We start from the raw sequence: 22,514 nt of genomic DNA, 5'->3' as shown, positions 1-22,514 counted from the left end.
TCAAAAACTAAACAGGCTGTGCTTTTTCGTAATTGCGCGAAAATTGACCTGTGTTTATTCGAGTTTTCTTAAATGAAACTTGTGGATTGTTTTGGAGCCAAGAGAACGCTATTGTAGCGGGGTATAAAAATTAAAAAGCGACCAGATTCACAAGATCTGGAGTGCTCTGACAAAAAAGATAAATGGGGTTACTCACCATGAAACGCTTTACTAAAAAGCTTCTCACTCTGAGTTCTGCAATCGCACTGGCTGGCGCTGTAAGCGCAGCTCAGGCTGACACACTTAAAATTGGCCTGGCTGGCCCGGCGACTGGTCCGGTAGCACAGTACGGTGATATGCAGAAGATCGGCGTAATGGCAGCGATCAAAGATATCAACGCTGCTGGTGGTATCAACGGCATGAAGCTTGAAGGTGTTATCTACGATGACGCCTGCGACCCTAAACAGGCTGTTGCAGTAGCAAACAAAATCGTAAACGACGGTATTCAGCATGTAGTTGGTCACCTGTGCTCCAGCTCCACTGAACCTGCTTCCGACATCTACGAAGAAGAAGGCGTGCTGATGATCACTGCAGCATCCACTTCTCCAAGCATCACCGAAAAAGGTTACCAGCTGGTTTTCCGTACCATCGGTCTGGACAGCCTGCAGGGTACTCTGGCAGCAAGCTACATCATCGACAAGGCTCAGCCAGAGCGCATCGCAATCATCCATGACAAGCAGCAGTACGGTGAAGGTCTGGCGACGACTGTCCGTAATGTGCTGGAAGGTGAAGGCATGCAGCCTGTGATGTTCGAAGGTGTAACTGCAGGCGACAAAGACTTCTCTGCGCTGATCGCTAAGCTGAAGAAAGAGAACGTAGACTTCGTTTACTACGGTGGTTACCACCCAGAGCTGGGTTTGATTCTGCGTCAGTCCCGTGAGAAAGGCTTCGATGCTCAGTTCATGGGCCCAGAAGGTATCGTAAACAGCGACCTGGCGAAAATCGCCGGTGAAGCAGCAGAAGGTGTACTGGCGACAGCACCGAAGAGCTTCGATCAGAACCCTGTGAACCAGGCGCGTGTAGAAGCGATCAAAGCGAACGGCGAAGACCCAACCGGTCCTTTCGTATTCACCGCTTACGCTGCAGTTGAGCTGATGAAAAGCGCTATCGAAAAAACCGGCGGTACTGATCCGGAAGCGATGGCTGACCACATCCGCGCGAATCCACTGGACACTGCAATCGGTAAAGTTTCCTACGACAAGAAAGGCGACCTGACCGAATCTACCTTCCAGGTTTACTCTCTGCACAAAGACGGCTCTAAATCTCCCGTTAAGTAAGCAGCATCCCTGAACCAAAGAACACCTTGATACCGTGATCCGGTATCGAGGTGTTCTGCTATTCGGGTCCTACACTTATGACCGAAACTCTCCTGTACCTCATTCAGCAGCTCATTAACGGGCTGACTATCGGGTCCACATACGCGCTGATCGCCATCGGCTACACGATGGTTTATGGCATCATCGGTATGATCAATTTCGCGCACGGCGAAATTTACATGATCGGCTCTTACGTTACCTTTATCGTAATTGCAGGTCTGCTAGGCATGGGCATGGTAAGCCTGCCGATCATACTGATCATCGCGTTGGTTGTGGCTGTTTTTATTGCCAGTACTTATGGCTGGACCGTAGAGCGTGTTGCGTACCGTCCACTGCGTGGCAGCAACCGTCTGATCCCGCTGATCTCTGCGATCGGTATGTCCATCTTCCTGCAGAACTACGTTGTTCTGGCACAGGGTTCCCGTGATGTGGCACTGCCGCCACAGATTACCGGTGGCTGGACATTTGGCGATCCTGCCGTATTTGAAGTGTCCTTCTCTTACATGCAGGCGCTGATCTGGGGCGCGACCTTTGTCACTATGACCGCCCTGACGCTGTTTATCTCCCGTTCCCGTATGGGCCGTGCTTGTCGTGCCTGCTCGGAAGACCTGGGGATGACAAACCTGCTTGGTATCGATACCAACCGTACCATCGCGCTGACCTTTATCATCGGTGCTGCTCTGGCCGCCGTTGCAGGTCTGTTGCTGGGGCTCTACTACGGTGTGGTTAACCCATTTGTTGGCTTTATTGCCGGCTTGAAAGCGTTCACCGCCGCAGTTTTGGGTGGCATCGGTTCCATTCCTGGCGCCGTGCTGGGTGGCCTTGTTCTGGGTGTCACTGAAGCACTGACTTCTGCCTACTTCCCGTCCGAATACAAAGACGTTGTATCCTTCGGCCTGCTGGTGCTGATCCTGTTGTTCCGCCCATCCGGTCTGCTGGGTAAACCGGAGGTGGAGAAAGTCTGATGCAGAATAGTAAATTTCTAAGCGCGCTGTTTGCTGCCGGTATCACCTTTGTACTGGCGTGCCTGATGATCGGTGTGAAGCTGGATACCGAAGGCACTGAGCTGGCGGTAACCGGTGCAACTGCCGAACAATGGACCTGGATCGGTTTGGGTATTGGTCTGGTGTTCCTGTCCCAGCTGTTCTCCAACCAGATCGATGCGTTCTTCGGTAAGCTGCCAAAGCCTAAGCTGGGCGGTTTGCTGCCGGAAGAGAAGAAGCGTGCGGCTCTGAAACCGTGGCTTTTGGCGGCGTTGATCGTTGGCATGCTGGTCTGGCCGTTCATGGTGTCCCGTGGTGCGGTTGACCTGGCGACCCTCACGCTGATCTACATCATGCTGGGCCTGGGTCTGAACATCGTAGTGGGTTTGGCGGGTCTGCTGGATCTGGGCTTCGTGGCGTTCTACGCCGTGGGCGCCTACACCTACGCGTTGTTGTCCATGTACTTCGGGCTGTCGTTCTGGATGTGTCTGCCGATCTCTGCGGGCCTCGCTGCGCTGTTTGGTTTCCTGTTGGGCTTCCCGGTACTGCGACTGCGTGGCGACTACCTGGCGATTGTGACTCTGGGCTTTGGTGAGATCATTCGAATCCTGTTGAACAACTGGACTGAGTTGACCAACGGCCCGAGTGGTATCTCCGGTATTCCTAAACCAACCCTGTTTGGTCTGGAATTCACCCGCCGTGCTAAAGAGGAAGGTGCACAGACGTTCCACGACTTCATGGGCATCTCCTACTCCAGCTCCTACAAGGTGATCTTCCTGTACCTGATCGCGGTTCTGCTGGTGATCTTCGTGATCTACCTGATCAACCGCCTGATGCGCATGCCGATTGGTCGTGCGTGGGAAGCGCTGCGTGAAGACGAGATCGCATGCCGCTCTCTGGGTCTGAACCGTACAACGATCAAGCTGTCCGCATTCACCCTTGGTGCGTCCACTGCAGGATTTGCAGGCTCTTTCTTCGCCGCACGTCAGGGCTTTATCAGTCCTGAGTCGTTCATCTTTATCGAATCGGCAATCATTCTGGCCATCGTGGTACTGGGTGGTATGGGCTCGCAGATCGGTGTCATTCTGGCGGCAATCGTTATGACGATCCTGCCGGAACTGGCGCGTGAGTTTGCGGAATACCGCATGCTGCTGTTCGGTCTGCTGATGGTTGTAATGATGCGTTGGCGCCCTGAAGGTCTTGTACCGATGAAACGACCTCACCTGGAGTTGAAATCATGAGTCAGTTATTGCTGGATGTGAACGGCCTGACCATGCGCTTCGGTGGTCTGGTCGCAGTCGATCACGTTGATCTGGCGGTGAAACACCGCCAGGTTGTATCCATTATCGGACCAAACGGTGCCGGTAAAACCACGGTCTTCAACTGCCTGTCCGGATTCTATATTCCATCCGACGGCAGTGTAGTGTTCAGCGGTGAACAGGTTGCCGGCATGAAGGACTACCAGATCTCCCGCAAAGGGCTGGTGCGTACCTTCCAGCACGTGCGTCTGTTCTCCAAAATGACCGTGATTGAAAACATGCTGGTGGCACAACACCGTCACCTGAAAACCGATCTTATCTCCGGTCTGCTGAAAACGTCCTCCTACCGCCGTTTGGAGCAGGAAGCGATGGACCGTGCGGCCTACTGGCTGAAAGAGATGGATCTGTTGCAATACGCGAACCGCGAAGCCGGGAACCTGGCTTACGGTCAGCAGCGTCGCCTGGAAATAGCGCGCTGCATGGTGACGCAACCGCAGCTTCTATTGCTGGACGAACCGGCGGCAGGTCTGAATCCAAACGAGACCAAAGAGCTGGATGAGCTGATCGTACGTCTGCGTGACGAGCACGAGATCTCCGTGCTGCTGATCGAACACGATATGAAGCTGGTTATGGGTATCTCCGACCACATCTACGTGATCGCGCAGGGCGCACCACTGGCTAACGGTACGCCGGATGAAGTGAAGAACAATCCGGACGTAATCAAAGCGTATCTCGGGGAGGAATAAGATGCTGCGCATTGAAAATGTGAATACCCACTATGGGCCGATTCAGGCGCTGCACGACGTTTCCATCGAAGTGAAGCAGGGTGAAATCGTCACCCTGATCGGCGCTAACGGTGCGGGTAAAACCACCCTGATGATGACCATCTGTGGTGATCCGCAGGCGACTACCGGTTCCGTGCAGTTCGACGGCGAAGAGATCAGTAATCTGCAGACAGCCAGCATCATGCAGAAAGGTCTGGCGATCGTACCGGAAGGCCGTCGTGTCTTCAGTGGTATGACCGTAGAGGAAAACCTCGCCATGGGTGGGTACTTCCGTACCAAAGCGGAAGCCGCCGAAACCATGGAGCATGTGTTGGAACTGTTCCCGCGCCTGCGTGAACGTTTCTCCCAGCGTGCCGGCACCATGTCCGGTGGTGAGCAGCAGATGCTGGCGATCGGGCGTGCGATGATGTCCCGTCCGCGCATGATTCTACTGGACGAACCATCCTTGGGTCTGGCGCCAATCATCATTCAGCAGATCTTCGAGATCATCCAGAAGCTGCGCGATGAAGGTGTGACGATCTTCCTGGTAGAGCAGAACGCTAACCAGGCGCTGCGTATCGCAGACCGTGGTTACGTACTGGAGCATGGTCACGTAGTGCTGGAAGGTTCCGGCCAGGACCTGCTGACCAACGAAGACGTGCAGAAAGCGTACCTGGGGGGGTAATTCCCTCGGTTTGCTGCATAAAAAAACCGCCTTCGGGCGGTTTTTTTATGCTTGGAGTTTGGTGAGGTGGTTCACACTGGATCCTGTAGGGCAGCTTGAAAGCTGCCCTACAGTCTATCCCGTCCTAAAGTGCGTTTTCGCAGCTTTTTGCCTTGTCTCAGCTACGCTCGTTACATTTTACAACACCCTCTTTAAGCTGCCGGCAGCGTGATCACCTACGATGACGACGACGCTGCCCTACAAATTCCTATCAGGTATAGCCAATAACAAAAACTGTACGCATTCTCACGCAGAGCTCGTGAACGAGGAGAAAGGTAGCTTTCCCCGGTAATCAACGATGAACTTTTTTATGCCTGTTTAGCAAGCTGAAGCAGTGAGTTAGTTCAGCTCCAGGGGCTGTGCTTGCTGCGACTGAAAGCGCAGGCGTTCGTTCAGTTCAGTGGTCACGTCAATAAACGCGTCTTCACTGACCGGTTTGCTGAAGAAGTAGCCCTGGGCAAAGTCACAGTCGCTGTTCAACAGGAACGCCAGCTGTGCTTCATTCTCTACACCTTCAGCAATGACTCGGTAACCCAGGTTGTGGGAGAGACTGATGATCGCCTGGCAGATCTGGCGGTCGTTCTCATCCTCAGCAATATCATTCACAAAGGAGCGGTCGATCTTGATGATGTCCAGCGGCAGTCGCTTCATGTAACTCATGGAAGAGTACCCCACCCCAAAATCGTCCACCGAGATCAGGTGCCCGGCATGCTTGAGAGCGTCCAGGTGTTTGATGCTGTGTTCGGTCTGATCCATCAAGTAGCGTTCGGTGATCTCAATCTCGATCGAACGGGCATCCAGGCCCTCTTCGGCCAGAATGGATTGGATCCTGCGGGTCAGGTTGCCTTTCTTAAACTGGACGCTGGAAATGTTGATCGCCACCGATTTCAGGATAAGGCCCTGGGCCTGCCAGTGTTTGTACGCCTTGCACGCCTGACGAACCACCCAGATACCAATCTCGTTGATCAGGCCATTCTCCTCGGCGATCGGGATAAAGTATTCCGGTGATACAAAGCCAAGTTCCGGATGTTGCCAGCGGATCAGGGCTTCGGCGTGGCTTACTTCCTTGGTACGCAGGTTGATAATGGGCTGGAATACCAGGTGGAACTGCTCCCGCTGTAATGCTTCACGCAGGGCGGATTCGGTTTTCAGGCGTTTCTCTGTCTCTTCAGAGAGCGCGCGGGTGTAGTAGCGGAAGCGGTTACGGCCCAGCTCTTTGGCCTGATACATCGCGTTGTCGGCGTTTTTGATCAGACTGTGGATGTTCTCTGCATCGTCCGGATAGAAGGCAACACCGATACTGGCGCTGATATTCAGGTGGAAACCTGCGACATCCATCGGTTCCTGCAGAGTATCGATGATGTTCTGGGCGACCTTGGCGGGAGTATTGTTGTCTTCCAGGGATTCCAGGAGGATGACAAACTCGTCGCCACCCAGGCGTACCAACGTATCGGAACTGCGCAGTCGGGATTTCACCCGCAGGGCAACTTCCTTCAGCAGCTCATCACCGATATGGTGTCCGAGGGAGTCGTTGATGTATTTAAAGCGATCCAGATCCAGGAACAACAGGGCCAGCTTGGTTTCCTGGCTCTGTGCCAGCTGGATGGCGTGTTCCAAGTTTTCCAGCAACTGAGAGCGGTTGGGCAGCCCGGTTAACAGATCGTGAAACGCCATATGGCGGGCGGCTTCGGTCTGCTTCTCCAGTTGCAGGTTGATCTGTGCCAGCTCATTGTTCTTTTGGCTGATCTCGTTGCGATGGCGTACCATCTGGCGAAAACGCAGGGCCAGTAGCATAAGTATGAGCGCAAAGGCGAATAAGGCTTTCCATAGCAGGTCGTAGCTTACCGCCTCTTCGTAGCGTACAGCGATCCAGTTGTTGCTGATCTGCTGGTGCACGGACGCCGGGGTGTGGGCGATCAACTTTTTAAATATCGATGCCAGTAGCGGTTCGTCGTTGCGTACACCCAGCGAAACGTTCCAGTTGTATTCGAACTTCCCGCTGATCTTCAGTTCGCCGTAATAGTAACGTTGGATGTGGTAGCTGAGGTTGTGAAGGCTATCCAGCAGGCCCAGCAGTTTGCCCTGATGCACCATCTCCAGGCCCTGCTGAATGTTGTCGACTTCAACCAGTTCGATCTCAGGATAGTTTTGGCGAATCAGCTCTCCGGGTGAGTATCCCTTAACGATCCCCACGCGCTGTCCGCTGATTTCGGTGAAGTCGGAGTAAAACCAGGCGCTTTCCTTGGTGGCCAGGGCTAATACCGGTTCCACATAGGCAGCGGTAAAACTGAGGTAGCTGCGGCGTTCCTGGCGGTCGCTGATCATCGGTAGGATGTCACAACGGCGGGCCTCGGCAAATTGCAGGGACTCCTTCCAGGAGCGGGTTGGCACCAGACTGAAGCGCATACCAAGCTTGTCGGAGAAGTAGGCCAGATAATCAGCCGACATCCCGCTGTGCTTGCCGTCTACCAGCCCCTCGTACGGCATCCAGTTGGGGTCGATGCAAACCTGTATCCGTTGTTTCTCTTTTAGGTATGCTTTTTCCTGTTCGCTGAATTCAAGCGAGGTGTCCTGTAAGGCCGCCAGGCTATCCATCCCGGCCCAATTGGCGACGATGGCATTGCGAGCAGGTTCTTCAATGCTGTCGAGGGCTTTCTGCAGGATATCACGCAAGATCGGCATATCCTTGCGGGTAGCCATATGCATGTCGTTAATGGCTATCTTCATTGGAAAAGCAGCTGATAACCCTGATAGCGAGTTCTTCAGCAGGTAGTAGTTGATCAGGGGGGCTGTACTGATGACCGCATCGGCACGGTTGGTGATGACCGCATCCACGGCTTCACCAAAGTCTGAGACCTCTTTGATGCGGATTTGCGGGTGCTTTCTGCCCAGCTTCTTGATCATCGAGTAACCGGCGGGGATGGCCACGGTTTTACCGTATAGATCCTCGATCTTCTTGATGGTGCGGACGTCGCTGCGGGTAAAGGCAAAACTGCGCAGCTGCAGATAAGATCGGGTGAAGTGAAATTTGCGGGCACGGTCCCTGGACCAGGACAGGATCGGCAAAATATCCAGCTGCTTGTTCTCCAGCATCGCTTTTAGTTCGGCCCAGGTGTGGCCGGTAACCACGTTAAACTTGATGCCGGTGCGTTGCTCAATCAGCTTCAGGTAGTCAGTGACCATCCCGTTGTGTTTGCCGTTTTCGACATAATCGAACGGTGGCCAGTCCATCTCGCCACCCACGATAATTTCGGGATGGTTCTGAATAAAGCGTTGCTCTTCCGGTGTGAACGGGATGGCTGCAGGTGTGTTTGCGAGCGCAAAGGCAGGCAGAAGGCAAAGCAGTACATTTAACAATGAGGAAGCAATGCGCTTTACGACGGACAACAATTGCACAACTCCTCGCTTTTGTTCCTTGTTGAAATGATCATTCAATAAGTGGTTACTATTAATGTCACATTTGAGCCAGTGCAAGGGTATTGCCCGGCTTCCTTGACGTCAGTCACCCTGGGTAAGGGTTAACGTCTAGTCAGAGAGACTATTTTCCAGGTTGGTGCTTTGTGCTTCATCCTGTCTGAAGTCTGCACACAAACGGTTACGACCTTGTTTCTTTGCTTGATACAGCAGGTTGTCTGCGCGGGAGAACAGCTCCTCGGCCGACTCATTCCGGCGCACTTCGATCACCCCCATCGAGACTGTGATCGGTACCGGAACACTTTTGAAATTAAACGGGCTCGCCGCGATCGCCGAACGCAGCTTATCCAGCACACGGGCGGCTTCTTCGCCGGGAGTGGACGGCATCAGGATAACAAATTCCTCGCCGCCGTACCTGGCCACGAAATCGCTATTACGCAGGCTATCCATAAAGACCGATGCCATCAAGCGCAGGGCCTTGTCGCCGGCCAGGTGGCCATAGGTGTCGTTAACCTGTTTGAAATGGTCGATATCGCACACGGCTAAGGCTAGCGGGCGCTCGTACTTGTGCAGTTTCTCCAGTTCCTGCTCCAGGCGTTCGCTGTAGCCAAAGCGGTTGGGCAGCTTGGTGAGCGGATCAATCCGGGAGCGTAAACGTTCCTCTTCCACCCGGGCCATGGTTTGTTGCGCTTCGGCTTCGACGGTTTTGAGCTGGTCGGCGAGGCGCTTATGGCGCTGTTCCGCCTCTCTCAAGCGGCTTTGTTCTGCTTCCCGAATACCATCGACGGCGCTCTGGATGCGATGGACCTGAGAACTCACCATCTCCTTCAGCTGCCCCAGGCTGGCGGCACGCTTGGTCACCGCCTTGATGTTGTTTACTTCGGCCTGCATCTCGTCGTTAAGCTGCATCTGGGTAGTGCTGGAGTGCTGCTGGCTTTGGTGACTGCGGATCAGCGCATCCTGCATATCCGCTAACTGACGGCTGACATCCAGCAGGTAATGTTCAAATTCGTCGTTCAGCGTGCGGCTGCACTCGCTGACCAGTTGCACGGTTTTGTGCATCACCGTGGGCAGGTTGTCGAGGGTAAAGCCCTGTTCCAGCTGCTGAAGCAGCTTTTCCGCGTGCTGACGGTTTGCGCCTGAGAGGTGCAAACCGTCGATCAGTTCCAGCAGGTCACCGGCAATGTGGTGCAAAATCAGCTGGGTGTCTTCGTGAATCTGCGACGGACTGGCCTGCAGGCTGATCTCTTGCAGGTCGTCCAGAATATCGGACTGCAGGCGCAGGATATTGGCAAAGATCGACGGTACATCGTAATAGTTGTGTACTGCGTCCTGACTCAGGTTTCGGGCAACCTCTAGTGAGTTCAGGGTCTGCTCGTGGTTGGTCAGTGCCTTGAGCTCGCTGATCCAGCGGCGCACCGCCAGCAGAATCTCTTCTGCGGTTTTGTTTTTACGGTTGAGGTTGTTGCGCAGGGTTTTATCCAGCTGCTTGCTGACTTTTTTCAGTGTGCTGGTCTGCTCTTCATTCAGTGCAGAGAACAGGTTATCCAGGTTTTTATCCAGCTGGATATCGAGGCCTTGCAGGCAAAGTGCGAGTTGGCGGGTGATCTGCAGGCTAACCTGCAGCTGTTCTTCGCGTGCTTTGTCCTGTTTATCGCGCAGTTTTTCCTGGGCCTGAAAGTCCGACTTCAAGGCGCGGTATTTTTGCTTCCAGTTCTCTTGATCCGAAGTCACGGTGTTTCCTTCACTTGGCTTTCAGGATAATCAGACAGGAGTGTGTAGTGACCAAATTATAACGGCCGTTTGAACTAAACCTTTAGTCGAGGCGCTTAGCGTAGGAAAATTAACTGCAAAGACATTGTGTTATTGCCGCCCGAAGCGATTACGAAAATCGCGCGGTGTCAGTCCGGTGATTTTGATAAAGGTTTTGCGAAAGGCGCTGGTATCTTCATATCCCACACTGGCGGCGATCACCTCTACCGGTTGCGGGCCGGATTCCAAGGCATCACAGGCTTTGGCGATACGCAGCTGTTGCAGATACTCACTGGGTTTAAGGCCGGTTGCCCGTACAAAGCGGCGCAGGAACGTACGCTCTGTCAGGTGACACTGTTCTGCCAGCGCACTGATCTGCACAGAATCGGCGTAGTGTCGTTGCATATGGTGCTGACAGCCCCGGATCGTCTGATCGCCGTGGTCCAGGCGTGGCACAAACTGCCGGTAGTAGCGTTGCTCGCGCGGCCCGGTATCAACCACCAGCTGTTTCCCCAGCTGGCGCATGAGGGCTGGATGGCTGAACTGGGCCACCAGTTCCAAACCCAGATCCAACCAGGCCATCAATCCACCCGCTGTGATCAGGTCACCATCGTTGATCAGGATCTTGCTGTCATCCAGTTGCACGTTTGGGAAGTGTTGTCTGAATGTCTCGGCCAGCATCCAGTGGGTGGTGGCGGGGCGTTGGTTTAAGAGACCGGTTTGGGCGAGCAGAAAGGCCCCGGCGCAGACCGAGCTTAATACCGCCCCCTGCTTGTGTTGTGCCCGCAGCCACGCACTGAGTGTTGTGTTGGCGGAAGTATAAAAACCGCCACCGATACACGGTGGCAGAATGATGATCTGGCTCTGCTGGTTGTGACCTGTGCCTGAAACATCATTGAGATCAACAACAGTGACAGAAAACGGAGTGCCGTACTCATGCTCAGCTAACCGGTTGGCAAGCTGAAACAGCTCCTTCAGCCCTTCAATCGCAGACTGCATCGCGCCGGGGTACGTAACGATGGTGATGTTGGTTGTTTGTGCTGTTGATGTCACTTGTCTGAATTTGCCTTAAATATGCCTGATTTGACTCCAGTATAGGTTGCCGGTGCCGCGCATACTAGAACGCAGCTAATCAATCACATGGGAGAAAACAGATGGCGAGTACAGCGCTACTTTTGATCGATTTTCAGAATGATTACTTTGAAGGCGGTAAATGGTCTTTGGTCGGCAGTAACGAGGCTGTGGAGAACGCAGCCCGCTTACTGGCGGCATTCCGGGCAAAGGGCGTGCCGGTTGTACACGTACGGCACGAGTTTGAGACGGAGGAGGCACCGTTTTTTGTACCGGGCTCTGCGGGGGCGCAGATTGAAGAGCGGGTAGCTCCCGTCACGGGTGAAGCGGTTGTTCTGAAGCATTTTGCGAACAGTTTTCGCGACACCAACCTGAAAGCCGTATTGGACGAACTCAATGTGGATACATTGGTGGTCGTGGGGGCAATGAGTCATATGTGTATTGATGCCGGGGTGCGTGCAGCAGCTGATTTGGGGTATGAAGTGACGGTGGCGCAAGACGCCTGTGCGTCCCGCGACCAGGAAGCCAATGGCATTAGGGTACCGGCGCAACAGGTCCATGCCGCCTTTATGGCAGCGTTGGGATTTGCTTACGCACGTATCGCCGATACGGACGTATTGCTGTCAGAGCTGGCATAAAGACAAAGAATGCCGTCACCACATTTACACCTGTTGGAATGTGGTGGCGGCATTAATCATCGTAAAGTGGTTTCCCACGTGTTGTAATTTGGGGAATGAAAAGGGATACAAACCCCTCTTTCAGAGTCATACAGGTCCCAGCTAGATCGTTGTAACGTTTACCCCATGACACAGACACGCTTTTCCGAAGCCGAAATTCAGCACGCTATTGAACGTGGTACCCGCCGCTACTTTGATCATTGCAGGGAAACCCTACCGGACTTTATCGACCGTCATTTCCGCTATCCGGGGGCGATCCAGACCAATCGCGTGGCTTTGGGATGGGATATGCTACGTGCCCCGGTCAATCTGTTTTGGGCACCGCTCTATGCGTTGGTGAGTATTCTGAGGTTTGTTCTTGGACGGATTGTCGGGACGCAGCCGCTGGTGGCTCTGCTGCAGCGTTTCCCGACCGGATTTACAACGCAGGTGCAGTCGCATATATCGCAGTTAGTACTTACTGATCTGCTGCATAAGAATAACCCCGAGCGCTCGCTGCAATACTGTATTGTGGCTGAGCTTCAGCAACTCTATGAACAGCACGAACATACCGAACTGGACACTGCACGTTTCCATGCGCTGGCCGAACCGATAATCGAGGAAGCGCTGACCCAATACCGGGTCACACGTACCGCGTCGGCAGATATTACCAACACGCTATCCTGCACCGTATTGGGGGCTTTTGCCTTCCAGAAGTTCACCCCGGGGGGGATCGGCATTGCGCTGATTCTTACCTCAATTGTCAGCACAAAACTGGCTGCGCAGGACTTTGTTTTTGGCGAAACACTGGGAGAGCTGTACTACGAAATGTTTCCTCCAGAACCGACCCTGGCCCTGACACTGAGCGTATCAGCCGGTGTACTGGCTACGCTGGCAGCCTTTGCCGCGCTCTCTGGCATTCTCTCTGATCCGATACAGGCCACGTTGGGTTTGCACCGCTACCGCCTGCAGAAGATGCTGAACCATATGGAGCAGGATTTTCTCGAGCGCTCGGGGAACAGTTTCCGTCCGAAGGACCAGTATGTGGCGCGGATTCTGGAAACCTTCGACCTGATCAAAACAGGCCTGTTGTAGAAAAAGCGATTAGCCTTATTTTCTCCCTCAAGCTTTCCCCGCTGCGGTGCTGCGGGGTGCTTTTATGTTTTGGGGCTAACACTTGCCTTTAGCGGCTTTGCCGGGAGGGCAGTTAGTGTCACCGCCTCCGTCGCCGCCATTGCCGCCGTCGGCGGAAGCGCTGCCGCTAATGGACCGTTTACTGTTTTTAAGGTTGAGGTTCGCAGTTACGGCTGAAGTGGCAGAATCGGCGTCGGTGACGGTTAGGGTCACTGTATAAACGCCACTGCCACCGTAAACATGATCGGGTGCAACCGTTGTATCCGTTGTACTGCTGTCGCCAAAGTCCCATTCGTAGCTAAGGGCACTATTGGCTGTGCTGGCATTGGCGTTAAATGCGCAACTGTAGCCTGTGCAGCTGTAACTGAAAGCGGCGATAGGATCCGGATTTGAAGGTGGCTGCGGATCAGCCAACGCTGCCGCCAAGTCCAGACGTCCATGGAGTGTCCAGTCCAGTAGGTCCTGCCCCCTTGCTCCGACTGTGGCGGCACTGCTTTGCAGGCGGTCGCGAACGATCTGATTACAGGCAACACCACCAATATCACAGCTGCCAGGGCCGGCCAGTCCGACGTTATCGTTGTAAAGGTCGTTCCACACCAGCGCCGCACCACCGGCAACCAATGGTGCTGCCATCGATGTGCCGTTCCACCAATCTACGCAGCTGTCAGTACCCGGCGTCAGGCCGCAATTGGCATCCGGCAGTATACCGATAATCGCTTCTCCCGGTGCTGCCAGACTGACCCAGTCATCTGACGGCCAGCTGTAGGTCGAGAAAGCGGCACGGTCGTCATTGTGATCTGAGGCGGCCACCGAGATCACCGTAGACGCTCCGCTGCCTGGGTGCGTACAGGCAGCCGGGTAAACCCGGTTGGTGTCGCTGTTGTTACCGGCCGCGGCAACCACAACGACGCCGCGATCCCAGGCATACGCGATCGCATCACACTCGGCGTTGGAGGGGGTGGTTGGGGTGATGTTTCCCTCCGCATCGATCCAGTCGCTGCCGTAGCTCATTGTGATCACATGGTATCGGCTGCGTACCAGCGTGCTGTCGATGTACTGGTCTTGCGAAGCATTTTCAATCGCAGCTGCAGAGCCGGACACCGGGCACAAACCCACATAAAACAGGTTTATTCCATCGGTGACCAGCTCCAGGTAACACACCTTAAAGATCCCTAAGCTGGTGTCCCATGCAACCCCGGCGATCCCCTCGCCGTTATCGGTGTTGGCGCCAACTTCTGAGCTGACAAAGGTGCCGTGACCCAGATTGTCACAGGCTGGATCGCTCGCTGAGCAGATATCTAGATAACCTACGGACAGGCCGACCAGATTCACCTGTTCGATACATTTGCCCTGCAGTTCCAGCGCGTTGCAGTCTGCACCGCTATCAAGCACCGCAACCTTGGGTGTATCCACCGCCGTCACATCAGTGGTGGCAACGCCCGTATTGTTATCCCACGCAGCTGGTGCATTGATGTCTGCATCTGCGGCGCCGCTAGTAGTCGCAAGGCTTTGCCCCAGTATCGTCGTGCGAACATAGGTGTGATCCTGACCTTCATTATGCAGGTACCACTGCTCGTCGAAGTAGTTGCCACCGCCTGCCGGGGTAGGGCCAGCCTCTTCGTTGGGGACAACGAGTAGCCGGTAGTAATCTGGCTCAGCGTAAAGCACATTGGGATTTGATTCATAAACCTTGATGGCTGCTGGCACCTTGCCGCTGGGGACCTGAATTACTTTTACATCGATACTTTCGAGCGAAGAAAGGAGTGCCCCACTGGCTGCACGATGCGCTTGGCCTTGCTCTGAGGCACTGGTACCCGGCTTAAACTTCACTAATACCCGGTCGGGGGCATAGGGTGTTTCTGCTAAAGCGCGAATATCGAGTGGTTTGGCATGGGCGAGGTGTGTGAAGCTGCTGATGGCAAAAATCAGTAGCGTGGTAACCAGCCTGAAAAACAACATAATGGCCCTCCTCGGATCATGGAGATTTGGGCATTGATCGAATACCTGTGCATTACACGGGCTACGTCGTTTAAGCGTAGTGAACATTCAATAACTTTAGATATAGGTTATACAGGCTGTAAGTTCATCCGGACACCACCGCATCTAACTGTTACTAAACCTTTACAGGTGTTCTAAATCGTTTCGTAATCAACGCATTAAGGTGGTGAAGGGGCGTTTTGCCAAGTACATGAAAGTTTCTACAGCAAAACGTGAACTTAGTGACTGGCAATCAAATAGAGGCAGGGAAAACGAAGCCGGTCTCTTACTAACAGTTGGACCGGCTTGATGATCTTATTGGGTGTATTTAGCTCAATAGTTGCTTAAGGCGGGCTTGGTGATTGCCTGGCCCGCGTTATCCGGCACCGGCAGTGTATTCTGTGACTGCGCCAAGGTCGAAATCGCCTCAGCAACTGCTTCCGGCCAAGCCGCTGCACGGCGCGCAGCCATATCCACCCCCAACATCAGACACTCCAGCTCTACCAGCACGGTCCCGTCGTTGGCATCCAGCAGCCGATGGAACATACGCAGCCGCTTCTCATCAAACGCCAGCACTTGGGATTGGGCGAAGACGGCTTGTCCTTCATGACCTTCGGCACGGTAGTAGAGGTTGTTCTGGACTGTGAATGCACTGAAGTTCAGGCGTTCACGCCCGGCAGCATCCAGCTTGATTGCATCCAGGATCGTGTCGGTGGCCAGTGACAGCATTACCAGCGCGTGACCCTCGTTCAGGTGGCCGTTGTAGTCGCAGGATTCGGCCTTGATCTCGCCGTAGTGAGTAAGCAGGTAACCGCTGTCGTCTTTAGAGGCGGTAACAGAGTAGTTCATGCGGGTGTCCTTAGTGTTCTTGTACCGTAAACGGGAATCTAGCCTAGGGTTAACCCGCATTCTACGTTACTTTTCGCTCGGGCGTCTTTCCTTTGGCGCGACACTTTCTGTCGTATTTAACCTAAGCTTCAGACTGAACAAACAGGGTGAAAAGGCAGCAGGGAACCTATTGGGAGCGATCGTATGCTGAAGCCTCGGGTAACGCATTTCTTTGACGAAGAAACCGGTTCACTTAGCTACATTGTGGGCGATCCGACGAGCAGCGCCTGCGCGATCATCGATCCGGTGTTGGGGTTTGATCCGGTGGCCGCACGCACCGTTCACCATTTTGCCGACCGTATTATCGATTTTATTCAACGCCAGCACCTGAACGTGCAGTGGATCCTGGATACCCATGTGCACGCCGATCACGTCAGCGCCGCGGCGTACCTGTATGAGAAACTGGGCGGACAGATGGGAATCGGCAGTCGGGTAACCGAGGTGCAGAAAACCTTTGCCGGGCTCTTTCATCTGGACGGTGGATTCCGTAGTGACGGCAGTCAGTTCCAGCGGTTATTTGAGGATGGCGAACACTTCCTGATAGGTAGTCTAGATGCACGCGTAATCCATACTCCCGGTCACACGCCCGCCTGTGTGTGCTACCTGATCGGCGATGCGTTGTTTGTCGGTGATACCCTGTTTATGCCCGATTTGGGCACTGCCCGCTGTGACTTTCCCGGTGGTGATGCCGCAACGCTTTACGACTCGATCCAGCGAATCTACCAACTGCCGGACGATACCCGTATCTACGTGTGCCACGATTATCCCGGCGATGGGCGGGAGCACTACCATTTTGAAACCAGCGTGTTAGAGCAGAAAACGCTCAATCAGCACCTCCGTGCCGAAACCCCCCAGAGCGAGTTTGTGACCGTGCGGGAAACACGGGATAAAACCTTGGATCTACCCAGGTTGATGTTGCCTGCCGTGCAGCTGAATATCCGCGGTGGACGCTTGCCCGAATCAGAAGAGAACGGGGTGAGTTACCTGAAGATTCCGCTTAACCGCTTTTGAGGGGAGGGGGGATGGTTAGGCGCCTGCATACTCTGATTATCTCCACGCTTGTCCCGCTGCTGCTGAGCGGTTGTACCGACACCATCGTTAACCACTTCGCCTTCTTTCCCATGCGCTTCAGTGCCGAAGACTACAGCCTGGCGGGCAGCGATGTTCGGGATGTGGCTTTCACCACGGAAGACGGTGTGCGACTGCACGGGTTTTACGTGCCTAATCCCAAAAGTAAAAAGCTGGTGCTGTTTTTCCACGGGAACGCCGGCCATGCGCTGCATCGTCTTCCCGCGGCCAAACGGTTGGCTGAAACCGGGGTTGGCGTCCTGCTGGTGGGGTATCGGGGATACGGCCGCAGCGAAGGCAAACCCAGTGAACCTGGTATCTATGCAGACGGCAAAGCGGCCTTAACATACGCCACTGAAAAACTGAAATTCGCCCCGCAGAACATCTTTGTCTTCGGTCGCTCCCTCGGCTCCACTGTGGCTATCGATCTGGCGCAAGATCGGGAATTGGGTGGGCTGATCCTGATCAGCACCTTTACCAGTGCCCATGAGGTGATGGCCTCTGCGGGAATGGGGTGGCTGCGTTGGTTGGTGGACAGGCGTCCCTTTGATCAGGCCGCCAAAGTGGAGCGTATTAATCTGCCTGCACTGTTTATCCACGGGGAGCGGGATCGGGAGGTGCCGTACCGGCTGGGAGCCAAACTTTATCAACGCTATCCGTCAGACTTCAAAAGCATGCTGAGCGTGTCGGGTGCCGGTCATAACGATCTGTTTGCTAAGCATGGTGAGGCGATCTGGTTGCGGGTCGCTGCGTTTATCAAGGCGCCAGAAGAGAGGGCGGGGCAGGAAGAACGCTGGTGATAGAGATCGGCGGCCTGCCTATTCTGCGTTCTTCCTGTACTCATCCGGTGTGATATCCAGCAACCGGCGGAACATGGCGATAAAGGCCGAAGCGGTGCTGTAACCCAGATCCAGCGCCACGTTCTCCACCGTCACACCCGCCTGCAGCATCGGCATCGCCCGCACCACCTTCAGACGCTGGCGCCACTCACTTAACGGCATCCCCAGATCCCGCTGCGCTTTGCGGGCCAGAGTGCGCTCGGTGGTACCGAAGCGTTCTGCCAGTTGCCGTACCGGGCAGTTATCGCGGGGGTTATCTTCCAGGTAGGCCAGTACCTTTGATAAGGCCGCATCATCCGATGTGGGCAGGTAACTGCCTGCACAGGGGGCGATGCCCAGCTGATCCACAACCACGTCCAGTAAGCGACTCTCTTGCTGTGTGTAGGGCGTCACAGGGGGATTGATCCGCAGGTGGTTCAGCATCGAGCGCACCATCGCGTTGATGGTCAGGGCGCAGGTTGTGTAGGGCAAGCCCTTGGCCGCGGCGAGTTCCGGTTCGATATACAACGAACAGTGCAGGGAGGCGGCACGGTTTCCGCCCCGGTGCTCCGTTTCCGGTGGATGCCACAGGCCGTGATTGGGTGGCACCCGGAAGAGCGAGCCCTCCGCGTGCAGTTCCAGCACCCCGCAGAACGAGAACACGAACTCCCCCCAGCGGTGGGTTTGCGGTGGATAGATGGTATCGCTGGGCATCACCCGCTCGAAGAAAAACACGGGCTCCGGCAGTGTTTCGAAGTCCAGCGGTTGATGGATATGAGGGCCCTTGGTCATAAGCTACTGGCTGATCTGCGTTATCGGTTGTCTGATTCTAGCTATATCGATAAATGCTGACAAAAGATAATGGCGCCAGTTCACTTTATTCATTCAACAACCGGGAGGCGCCATGGGTACCCGACAACCGTTAGATCTCTTTGCCATTGGTACGATGACCATCTTCTGCATGGTAATGGCCTCGCAGCAGGTCATGTTGAAAGCCGTGGCTGAGGACCTTGCGCCTGTTTTTCAGATCGCCTTGCGCTCCGGCATCGCTGCCGCACTGTTGATCGGGTTGATTCTGGTTCAACGGCACCGGATGCCGCTGGCCCCGGAAAACCGGATTCCAGCGCTGCTGATTGGTGTGTTGTTCACCCTGGAGTTTCTGCTGGTGGGTGAAGCGCTGAACAAGACCTCCGCCGGGCATGCCACCGTGTTTCTCTATACCTCGCCGATCTTCGCCGCCATCGGTTTGCACCTGAAGATCCCTAACGAGCGCATGAGCCGCTTGCAGTGGTTGGGTATTCTGCTGGCGTTTGTCGGTATCGTACTCGCCTTTCTGGGCGGGGATTCGACAGCCACGCTCAGCCGTGACGTGCTTTGGGGAGACTTCCTCGCCCTGCTGGCCGGTGCCGCTTGGGGGCTTACCACCGTTGTCGTACGTGCCACCGGATTGAGTGCCTTGCCTGCCCGGCAGACGCTGCTGTACCAGTTGGTGGTGGCCTTTGTACTGCTCTCGCTATGGGCGTATATGACCGGTCAGGCGGATGTGAATCCAACCCCTGAGGCGATGGGCAGCCTGGCGTTCCACGGCATCGTTGTATCCTTTATCGCCTTCCTGGTCTGGTTCTGGTTGCTCACCAAATACAAAGCTTCCCAGCTGGGTATCCTCTCCTTTATGACCCCGGTGTTTGGCGTACTGCTGGGTAACTGGCTGTTGAGCGAACGGATTGAGGCCAACTTTATCATCGGCTCCGGCCTGATTATCGGTGGCATCCTGCTGGTGAGCAGTCACGGTTGGCTGAGTAAACGGCGGGAAAGGAGGGCGGGCAAGCCTGCATAGTGCAGACCTTAGAAAAGGTCTCTTGCATCTGGCGTGCTTGGTGCAACACGCTCGCTTACTTTAAGCCTCAGATGCCGGGTTCATCGACCTGTTCCTGCAGCAGGGGGATGATCTGCTTGCCACATCTTATCGTGCTGAGCTTCATGATCTGATCAGCGTCACCGATCCGCCTGCCGCACGGTATGTTTCCAATGCAGCGGAATCTAGCGTTTCGCCCGTATCGCATCGCCACTCCCATGATGGGGTTGGCCGGGAGTCATCCATATAGCCTCCCTCGGCCTGAGGTTTCAGATACCTCCCGACCTGCTCAGCAAGCGAAGGCGTTACCGGCTGCGTCGCTCTGGTTTCAACACGGATATGCAGCGGATAGTTGCAAGAGATATACAACGCTTCGACCAACTGTGCCAGCTCCGCCTGATGAAGCATCGCATCCGCACCGACCACCAGGGTTGTTTCTGCTTCCGTCAGTGGATGACAGAACAACCCGCACGGGTTATTCACAGGATCGCGTTCAGCAATGGCGATGCAGAGCGCCTCAATGGCGGGCAGGGGATCGCTGGCGGCAAGAAAGTCCGACTCGATACGCACGCTATGATCTGCATCCGAATAGGAGACGGGGACGGGGCTGTTCCGGTGATGGCTTGAGTCGTTCATCGGGTTTCTATTCTGGCCAGGTTGCAGTGTTTATAGAGGGTGTGCCGTCGCTCCCGCGCTTATCAAAGGTCACATTGAAGCCCCGGTCCAATGGCTGGTAGTCAACCCAGTAGGTGCCAGTGGCCGTAAAGACAGGCTGTTTCCGATCACGCATTGGCGCCAGCACCTGCACCCGCTGGCTGTGTGCGCCCGTGTGGCAGACAACCGCGATGGCGGGTTCGTTCTCTGGCAGGTTAACGGGGTAGACGCCATCTTCCTGACAGTTATCTTCTTCCCCGGAGCAGAACATGCATTCACTGATATCGTAGGTCGCGTTGTCTCTAAGGGCGTTCGACATCTGTACACGCAAGGTATCCGTGTCGGTCAGCATCCATTGCCAGCCGGTTTCAGCGAGCGTCTGGTCTTGTCCGGTGACTGGCTCTGCCGCAACGGCTACGCTGGACGGCATCAATACAACGAAAAAAAGCGAAAACAGGAACCGGCGCATACCCCATTACCCTCCAAATACTGCTCTGAAATCATCGCGCAGCGTACCAATGACACCCCGACCGGAGGCATTCGCTATCCGTGCCGTGGTAACGACCGAAAAAGCTCACAGGCGTTCGAGAACCGCTTCGGCTCAGAGACCCTGAATACGCATCTGCGCTTTGCGGGCCAAGCGCGCGGCTAGCATAGGTATTGGGGGCACAGCTGCTGTGCCTTCCTTGAGTGAGCATTCAATACGGTCTCTACTGTGTCACGTTGTGGCCGAAAAGGCACCCTTTGACGGTCAATCGTTACTATCGGGTTTGCAGCGCAACAGCATACCCTGGTTTCAGTGCAGTCCGTCATGGCCGAAACAGAGGCGCTGGCTAACATTCGCCTGCGTTCTGAGTGGCGTGGGTGATCTGAAGGGCTATCTCCTCCGTCACAGGTAACAAGCCCTCCAGCGAATAGCCCCTGGCCATCGCACTGTAGTTGTAAAACGCGATATAACAGCTTCCGATCTGAAGCGTGTTAACCTCGGGGCATCCCTTTTTGACCCCTGGCATGATCAGCGTGTTGTTCATCCAGTCAGAGTCGGGCTGAACTGGAAAAATACATCTGTCGATGTTCACCCTATACCGGTCAAATACCCAGGTATCGCCGCCCTCAAAGTGTGCTGACTCCGCCTCCAGCACAGCTGTGACCGTCAGTTGCAGAATACAATCGGACTCAGCCGCAAGCTGCTCCAGCGCCTGCAAAGACATTGCAGTGGTCTTATCGATAATACCCACGGTTTTGCTTTTCATTGCTATACCCTAACAAGAACGTACACCCTGTTCAGCGTACCGGAAAGTTTATGAATAATCGGCCGGTATAGAGAAATAAGGGCTACGGCCCGACCCATCTGCGAGGCCAGCTGAAAACACAGTAAGTGCCAGGCCCCACCTGCAATGGCTTGCACCCAAAACGAACACGTAGCACACTACTGTTCAATAACCGGCCGGGATGGGCTGGGTAAGGATTGGATACAGGGTTTGTACGATGCATTGGACGCGTCTCTTCGTTTTACTTCTACTGGTCTCCGCACCACTGCACGCGGGCAACGTGATTGCCCGCGCGTACAGTTCCTTTATCCACGACCTTGCCTACACGTCACCTCCACCCAGCGCGATATGTTGGGTGTTGAGCTTGAATCTAAGCATGTGATCTACAGAGACCAGCCAGTCACGTTCCAGTACCAGCTATGGCGCTTACGTAAAAATTCCGTCTGCGCCCAGCTCAAACACAACCTGCTGGAATACTCCAAATGCACTCGCGCCGCCCGCGCACTGTTCATCGAAACCTGCCGTCACCTGACCAATAATCCAAGTGACCACTGGAAGCATCAGAAACTAAAGAATCTCTACTGCGCAGCATCGGTGGAATTTAAATCCGTGGTTGCAGAGGTAAGACGTTCTACAGTAGCGGATGATCAGGAGCTGAAAAGGCGACAGCAGTGCTCGGTGCTCAGAATTCAGGCGATGAGTAGTAGAGATCCAAGGACTATTCAGTTGCGGGATGAGGTTTGTGGGAGGTGACAAGGGAAATAAATCTGTTCCCTTTACCCGAACTACTTTCATCAGCTGAGGATGAGTACGCTGTGCTTGTATAGGGGAGTGCCTGCTCATGATGGGAGAAACGAGCCTTACTGTCATT

Annotated in this window: 20 protein-coding genes; 11 read left to right on the top strand and 9 right to left on the bottom strand. The window is 54.7% G+C overall.

Going from position 1 to position 22,514, the window contains the following annotated elements; translation table 11 throughout:
• Positions 1-197: 197 nt before the first annotated feature.
• The 5 genes from QKW35_RS05065 to QKW35_RS05045 all read left to right on the top strand — a co-directional run bounded on the left by QKW35_RS05065 (position 198) and on the right by QKW35_RS05045 (position 5,046).
• Positions 198-1,316, top strand: coding sequence for a branched-chain amino acid ABC transporter substrate-binding protein (locus tag QKW35_RS05065; RefSeq protein ID WP_282351213.1), 1,119 nt, complete (start codon positions 198-200; stop codon positions 1,314-1,316).
• A 77-nt stretch (positions 1,317-1,393) separates the two neighbouring features.
• Positions 1,394-2,320 carry a high-affinity branched-chain amino acid ABC transporter permease LivH gene (gene livH / locus QKW35_RS05060; RefSeq protein ID WP_282351212.1) on the top strand — a complete coding sequence of 309 codons (927 nt, stop codon included), beginning with the start codon at positions 1,394-1,396 and terminating at the stop codon, positions 2,318-2,320.
• A complete protein-coding gene (locus QKW35_RS05055; RefSeq protein ID WP_282351211.1) occupies positions 2,320-3,579 on the top strand; it encodes a high-affinity branched-chain amino acid ABC transporter permease LivM in 1,260 nt (419 codons plus the stop codon). Before livH ends, QKW35_RS05055 begins: the two co-directional genes overlap by 1 nt.
• Positions 3,576-4,343 carry a high-affinity branched-chain amino acid ABC transporter ATP-binding protein LivG gene (gene livG / locus QKW35_RS05050; protein WP_282351210.1) on the top strand — a complete coding sequence of 256 codons (768 nt, stop codon included), beginning with the start codon at positions 3,576-3,578 and terminating at the stop codon, positions 4,341-4,343. The genes QKW35_RS05055 and livG overlap by 4 nt, the downstream gene beginning before the upstream one ends.
• Position 4,344: 1 nt before the next feature.
• Positions 4,345-5,046 carry an ABC transporter ATP-binding protein gene (locus tag QKW35_RS05045; RefSeq protein WP_282351208.1) on the top strand — a complete coding sequence of 234 codons (702 nt, stop codon included), beginning with the start codon at positions 4,345-4,347 and terminating at the stop codon, positions 5,044-5,046.
• A gap of 378 nt (positions 5,047-5,424) precedes the next feature.
• Here QKW35_RS05045 and QKW35_RS05040 read toward each other — a convergent pair whose 3' ends face one another.
• The 3 genes from QKW35_RS05040 to QKW35_RS05030 all read right to left on the bottom strand — a co-directional run bounded on the left by QKW35_RS05040 (position 5,425) and on the right by QKW35_RS05030 (position 11,304).
• Positions 5,425-8,472 (bottom strand): EAL domain-containing protein, encoded by a 3,048-nt coding sequence (locus QKW35_RS05040; protein WP_282351205.1) that lies wholly within the window; start codon positions 8,470-8,472, stop codon positions 5,425-5,427.
• A 138-nt stretch (positions 8,473-8,610) separates the two neighbouring features.
• Complete coding sequence (locus tag QKW35_RS05035; protein ID WP_282351202.1) at positions 8,611-10,233, bottom strand: GGDEF domain-containing protein; 1,623 nt, start codon at positions 10,231-10,233, stop codon at positions 8,611-8,613.
• 129 nt (positions 10,234-10,362) lie between these two features.
• On the bottom strand, positions 10,363-11,304 hold the full coding sequence (locus tag QKW35_RS05030) for a GlxA family transcriptional regulator (protein WP_282351197.1): 942 nt from the start codon (positions 11,302-11,304) through the stop codon (positions 10,363-10,365).
• Between the two features lie 101 nt (positions 11,305-11,405).
• Here QKW35_RS05030 and QKW35_RS05025 point away from each other — a divergent pair, with 101 nt between their 5' ends.
• Both QKW35_RS05025 and QKW35_RS05020 read left to right on the top strand, forming a co-directional pair.
• Positions 11,406-11,960 (top strand): cysteine hydrolase family protein, encoded by a 555-nt coding sequence (locus QKW35_RS05025; protein ID WP_282351195.1) that lies wholly within the window; start codon positions 11,406-11,408, stop codon positions 11,958-11,960.
• Between the two features lie 165 nt (positions 11,961-12,125).
• Entirely contained in the window at positions 12,126-13,073 is a 948-nt protein-coding gene (locus tag QKW35_RS05020; RefSeq protein ID WP_282351193.1) for a DUF6635 family protein, read from the top strand.
• A 75-nt stretch (positions 13,074-13,148) separates the two neighbouring features.
• On the opposite strand, the gene QKW35_RS05015 is transcribed toward QKW35_RS05020, so the two are convergent.
• Together QKW35_RS05015 and QKW35_RS05010 are read right to left on the bottom strand one after the other, a co-directional pair.
• On the bottom strand, positions 13,149-15,071 hold the full coding sequence (locus QKW35_RS05015) for a S8 family peptidase (protein ID WP_282351191.1): 1,923 nt from the start codon (positions 15,069-15,071) through the stop codon (positions 13,149-13,151).
• 351 nt (positions 15,072-15,422) lie between these two features.
• Complete coding sequence (locus QKW35_RS05010; RefSeq protein ID WP_282351189.1) at positions 15,423-15,938, bottom strand: thioesterase family protein; 516 nt, start codon at positions 15,936-15,938, stop codon at positions 15,423-15,425.
• Positions 15,939-16,121: 183 nt separating this feature from the next.
• On the opposite strand from QKW35_RS05010, the gene QKW35_RS05005 reads away from it, so the two are divergent.
• On the top strand, positions 16,122-16,988 hold the full coding sequence (locus tag QKW35_RS05005; protein WP_282351188.1) for an MBL fold metallo-hydrolase: 867 nt from the start codon (positions 16,122-16,124) through the stop codon (positions 16,986-16,988).
• An 11-nt stretch (positions 16,989-16,999) separates the two neighbouring features.
• Entirely contained in the window at positions 17,000-17,845 is an 846-nt protein-coding gene (locus QKW35_RS05000) for an alpha/beta hydrolase (protein WP_282351186.1), read from the top strand.
• An 18-nt stretch (positions 17,846-17,863) separates the two neighbouring features.
• Here QKW35_RS05000 and QKW35_RS04995 read toward each other — a convergent pair whose 3' ends face one another.
• Positions 17,864-18,655, bottom strand: coding sequence for an AraC family transcriptional regulator (locus tag QKW35_RS04995; RefSeq protein ID WP_282351183.1), 792 nt, complete (start codon positions 18,653-18,655; stop codon positions 17,864-17,866).
• Positions 18,656-18,767: 112 nt separating this feature from the next.
• Here QKW35_RS04995 and QKW35_RS04990 point away from each other — a divergent pair, with 112 nt between their 5' ends.
• The gene (locus QKW35_RS04990) at positions 18,768-19,700 is read left to right on the top strand and encodes a DMT family transporter (RefSeq protein ID WP_282351181.1); all 933 of its coding nucleotides are present in this window, start codon (positions 18,768-18,770) and stop codon (positions 19,698-19,700) included.
• A 141-nt stretch (positions 19,701-19,841) separates the two neighbouring features.
• Here QKW35_RS04990 and QKW35_RS04985 read toward each other — a convergent pair whose 3' ends face one another.
• From QKW35_RS04985 to QKW35_RS04975, 3 genes are all read right to left on the bottom strand, one after another.
• On the bottom strand, positions 19,842-20,288 hold the full coding sequence (locus QKW35_RS04985; RefSeq protein ID WP_282351179.1) for a hypothetical protein: 447 nt from the start codon (positions 20,286-20,288) through the stop codon (positions 19,842-19,844).
• Positions 20,289-20,361: 73 nt separating this feature from the next.
• Positions 20,362-20,841 (bottom strand): hypothetical protein, encoded by a 480-nt coding sequence (locus QKW35_RS04980; protein WP_282351177.1) that lies wholly within the window; start codon positions 20,839-20,841, stop codon positions 20,362-20,364.
• A gap of 364 nt (positions 20,842-21,205) precedes the next feature.
• Entirely contained in the window at positions 21,206-21,625 is a 420-nt protein-coding gene (locus tag QKW35_RS04975; protein ID WP_282351176.1) for a hypothetical protein, read from the bottom strand.
• 144 nt (positions 21,626-21,769) lie between these two features.
• On the opposite strand from QKW35_RS04975, the gene QKW35_RS04970 reads away from it, so the two are divergent.
• Positions 21,770-22,396 carry a hypothetical protein gene (locus tag QKW35_RS04970; protein ID WP_282351175.1) on the top strand — a complete coding sequence of 209 codons (627 nt, stop codon included), beginning with the start codon at positions 21,770-21,772 and terminating at the stop codon, positions 22,394-22,396.
• The last annotated feature ends 118 nt before the right edge of the window (positions 22,397-22,514 follow it).

Source organism: Pontibacterium granulatum, assembly GCF_029961155.1.
In the GTDB taxonomy this organism is placed as follows: domain Bacteria; phylum Pseudomonadota; class Gammaproteobacteria; order Pseudomonadales; family Balneatricaceae; genus Pontibacterium; species Pontibacterium granulatum.
This window is presented reverse-complemented; position numbering and strand designations above follow the sequence as displayed.

What these genes read in the sequence shown, in the direction of transcription:
- QKW35_RS05065 (WP_282351213.1), top strand. Translation starts at nt 198, where the DNA reads ATGAAACGCTTTACTAAAAAGCTTCTCACTCTGAGTTCTGCAATCGCA.
- livH (WP_282351212.1), top strand. Translation starts at nt 1,394, where the DNA reads ATGACCGAAACTCTCCTGTACCTCATTCAGCAGCTCATTAACGGGCTG.
- QKW35_RS05055 (WP_282351211.1), top strand. Translation starts at nt 2,320, where the DNA reads ATGCAGAATAGTAAATTTCTAAGCGCGCTGTTTGCTGCCGGTATCACC.
- livG (WP_282351210.1), top strand. Translation starts at nt 3,576, where the DNA reads ATGAGTCAGTTATTGCTGGATGTGAACGGCCTGACCATGCGCTTCGGT.
- QKW35_RS05045 (WP_282351208.1), top strand. Translation starts at nt 4,345, where the DNA reads ATGCTGCGCATTGAAAATGTGAATACCCACTATGGGCCGATTCAGGCG.
- QKW35_RS05025 (WP_282351195.1), top strand. Translation starts at nt 11,406, where the DNA reads ATGGCGAGTACAGCGCTACTTTTGATCGATTTTCAGAATGATTACTTT.
- QKW35_RS05020 (WP_282351193.1), top strand. Translation starts at nt 12,126, where the DNA reads ATGACACAGACACGCTTTTCCGAAGCCGAAATTCAGCACGCTATTGAA.
- QKW35_RS05015 (WP_282351191.1), bottom strand. Translation starts at nt 15,071, where the DNA reads ATGTTGTTTTTCAGGCTGGTTACCACGCTACTGATTTTTGCCATCAGC.
- QKW35_RS05010 (WP_282351189.1), bottom strand. Translation starts at nt 15,938, where the DNA reads ATGAACTACTCTGTTACCGCCTCTAAAGACGACAGCGGTTACCTGCTT.
- QKW35_RS05005 (WP_282351188.1), top strand. Translation starts at nt 16,122, where the DNA reads ATGCTGAAGCCTCGGGTAACGCATTTCTTTGACGAAGAAACCGGTTCA.
- QKW35_RS05000 (WP_282351186.1), top strand. Translation starts at nt 17,000, where the DNA reads ATGGTTAGGCGCCTGCATACTCTGATTATCTCCACGCTTGTCCCGCTG.
- QKW35_RS04995 (WP_282351183.1), bottom strand. Translation starts at nt 18,655, where the DNA reads ATGACCAAGGGCCCTCATATCCATCAACCGCTGGACTTCGAAACACTG.
- QKW35_RS04990 (WP_282351181.1), top strand. Translation starts at nt 18,768, where the DNA reads ATGGGTACCCGACAACCGTTAGATCTCTTTGCCATTGGTACGATGACC.
- QKW35_RS04980 (WP_282351177.1), bottom strand. Translation starts at nt 20,841, where the DNA reads ATGCGCCGGTTCCTGTTTTCGCTTTTTTTCGTTGTATTGATGCCGTCC.
- QKW35_RS04975 (WP_282351176.1), bottom strand. Translation starts at nt 21,625, where the DNA reads ATGAAAAGCAAAACCGTGGGTATTATCGATAAGACCACTGCAATGTCT.
- QKW35_RS04970 (WP_282351175.1), top strand. Translation starts at nt 21,770, where the DNA reads ATGGCTTGCACCCAAAACGAACACGTAGCACACTACTGTTCAATAACC.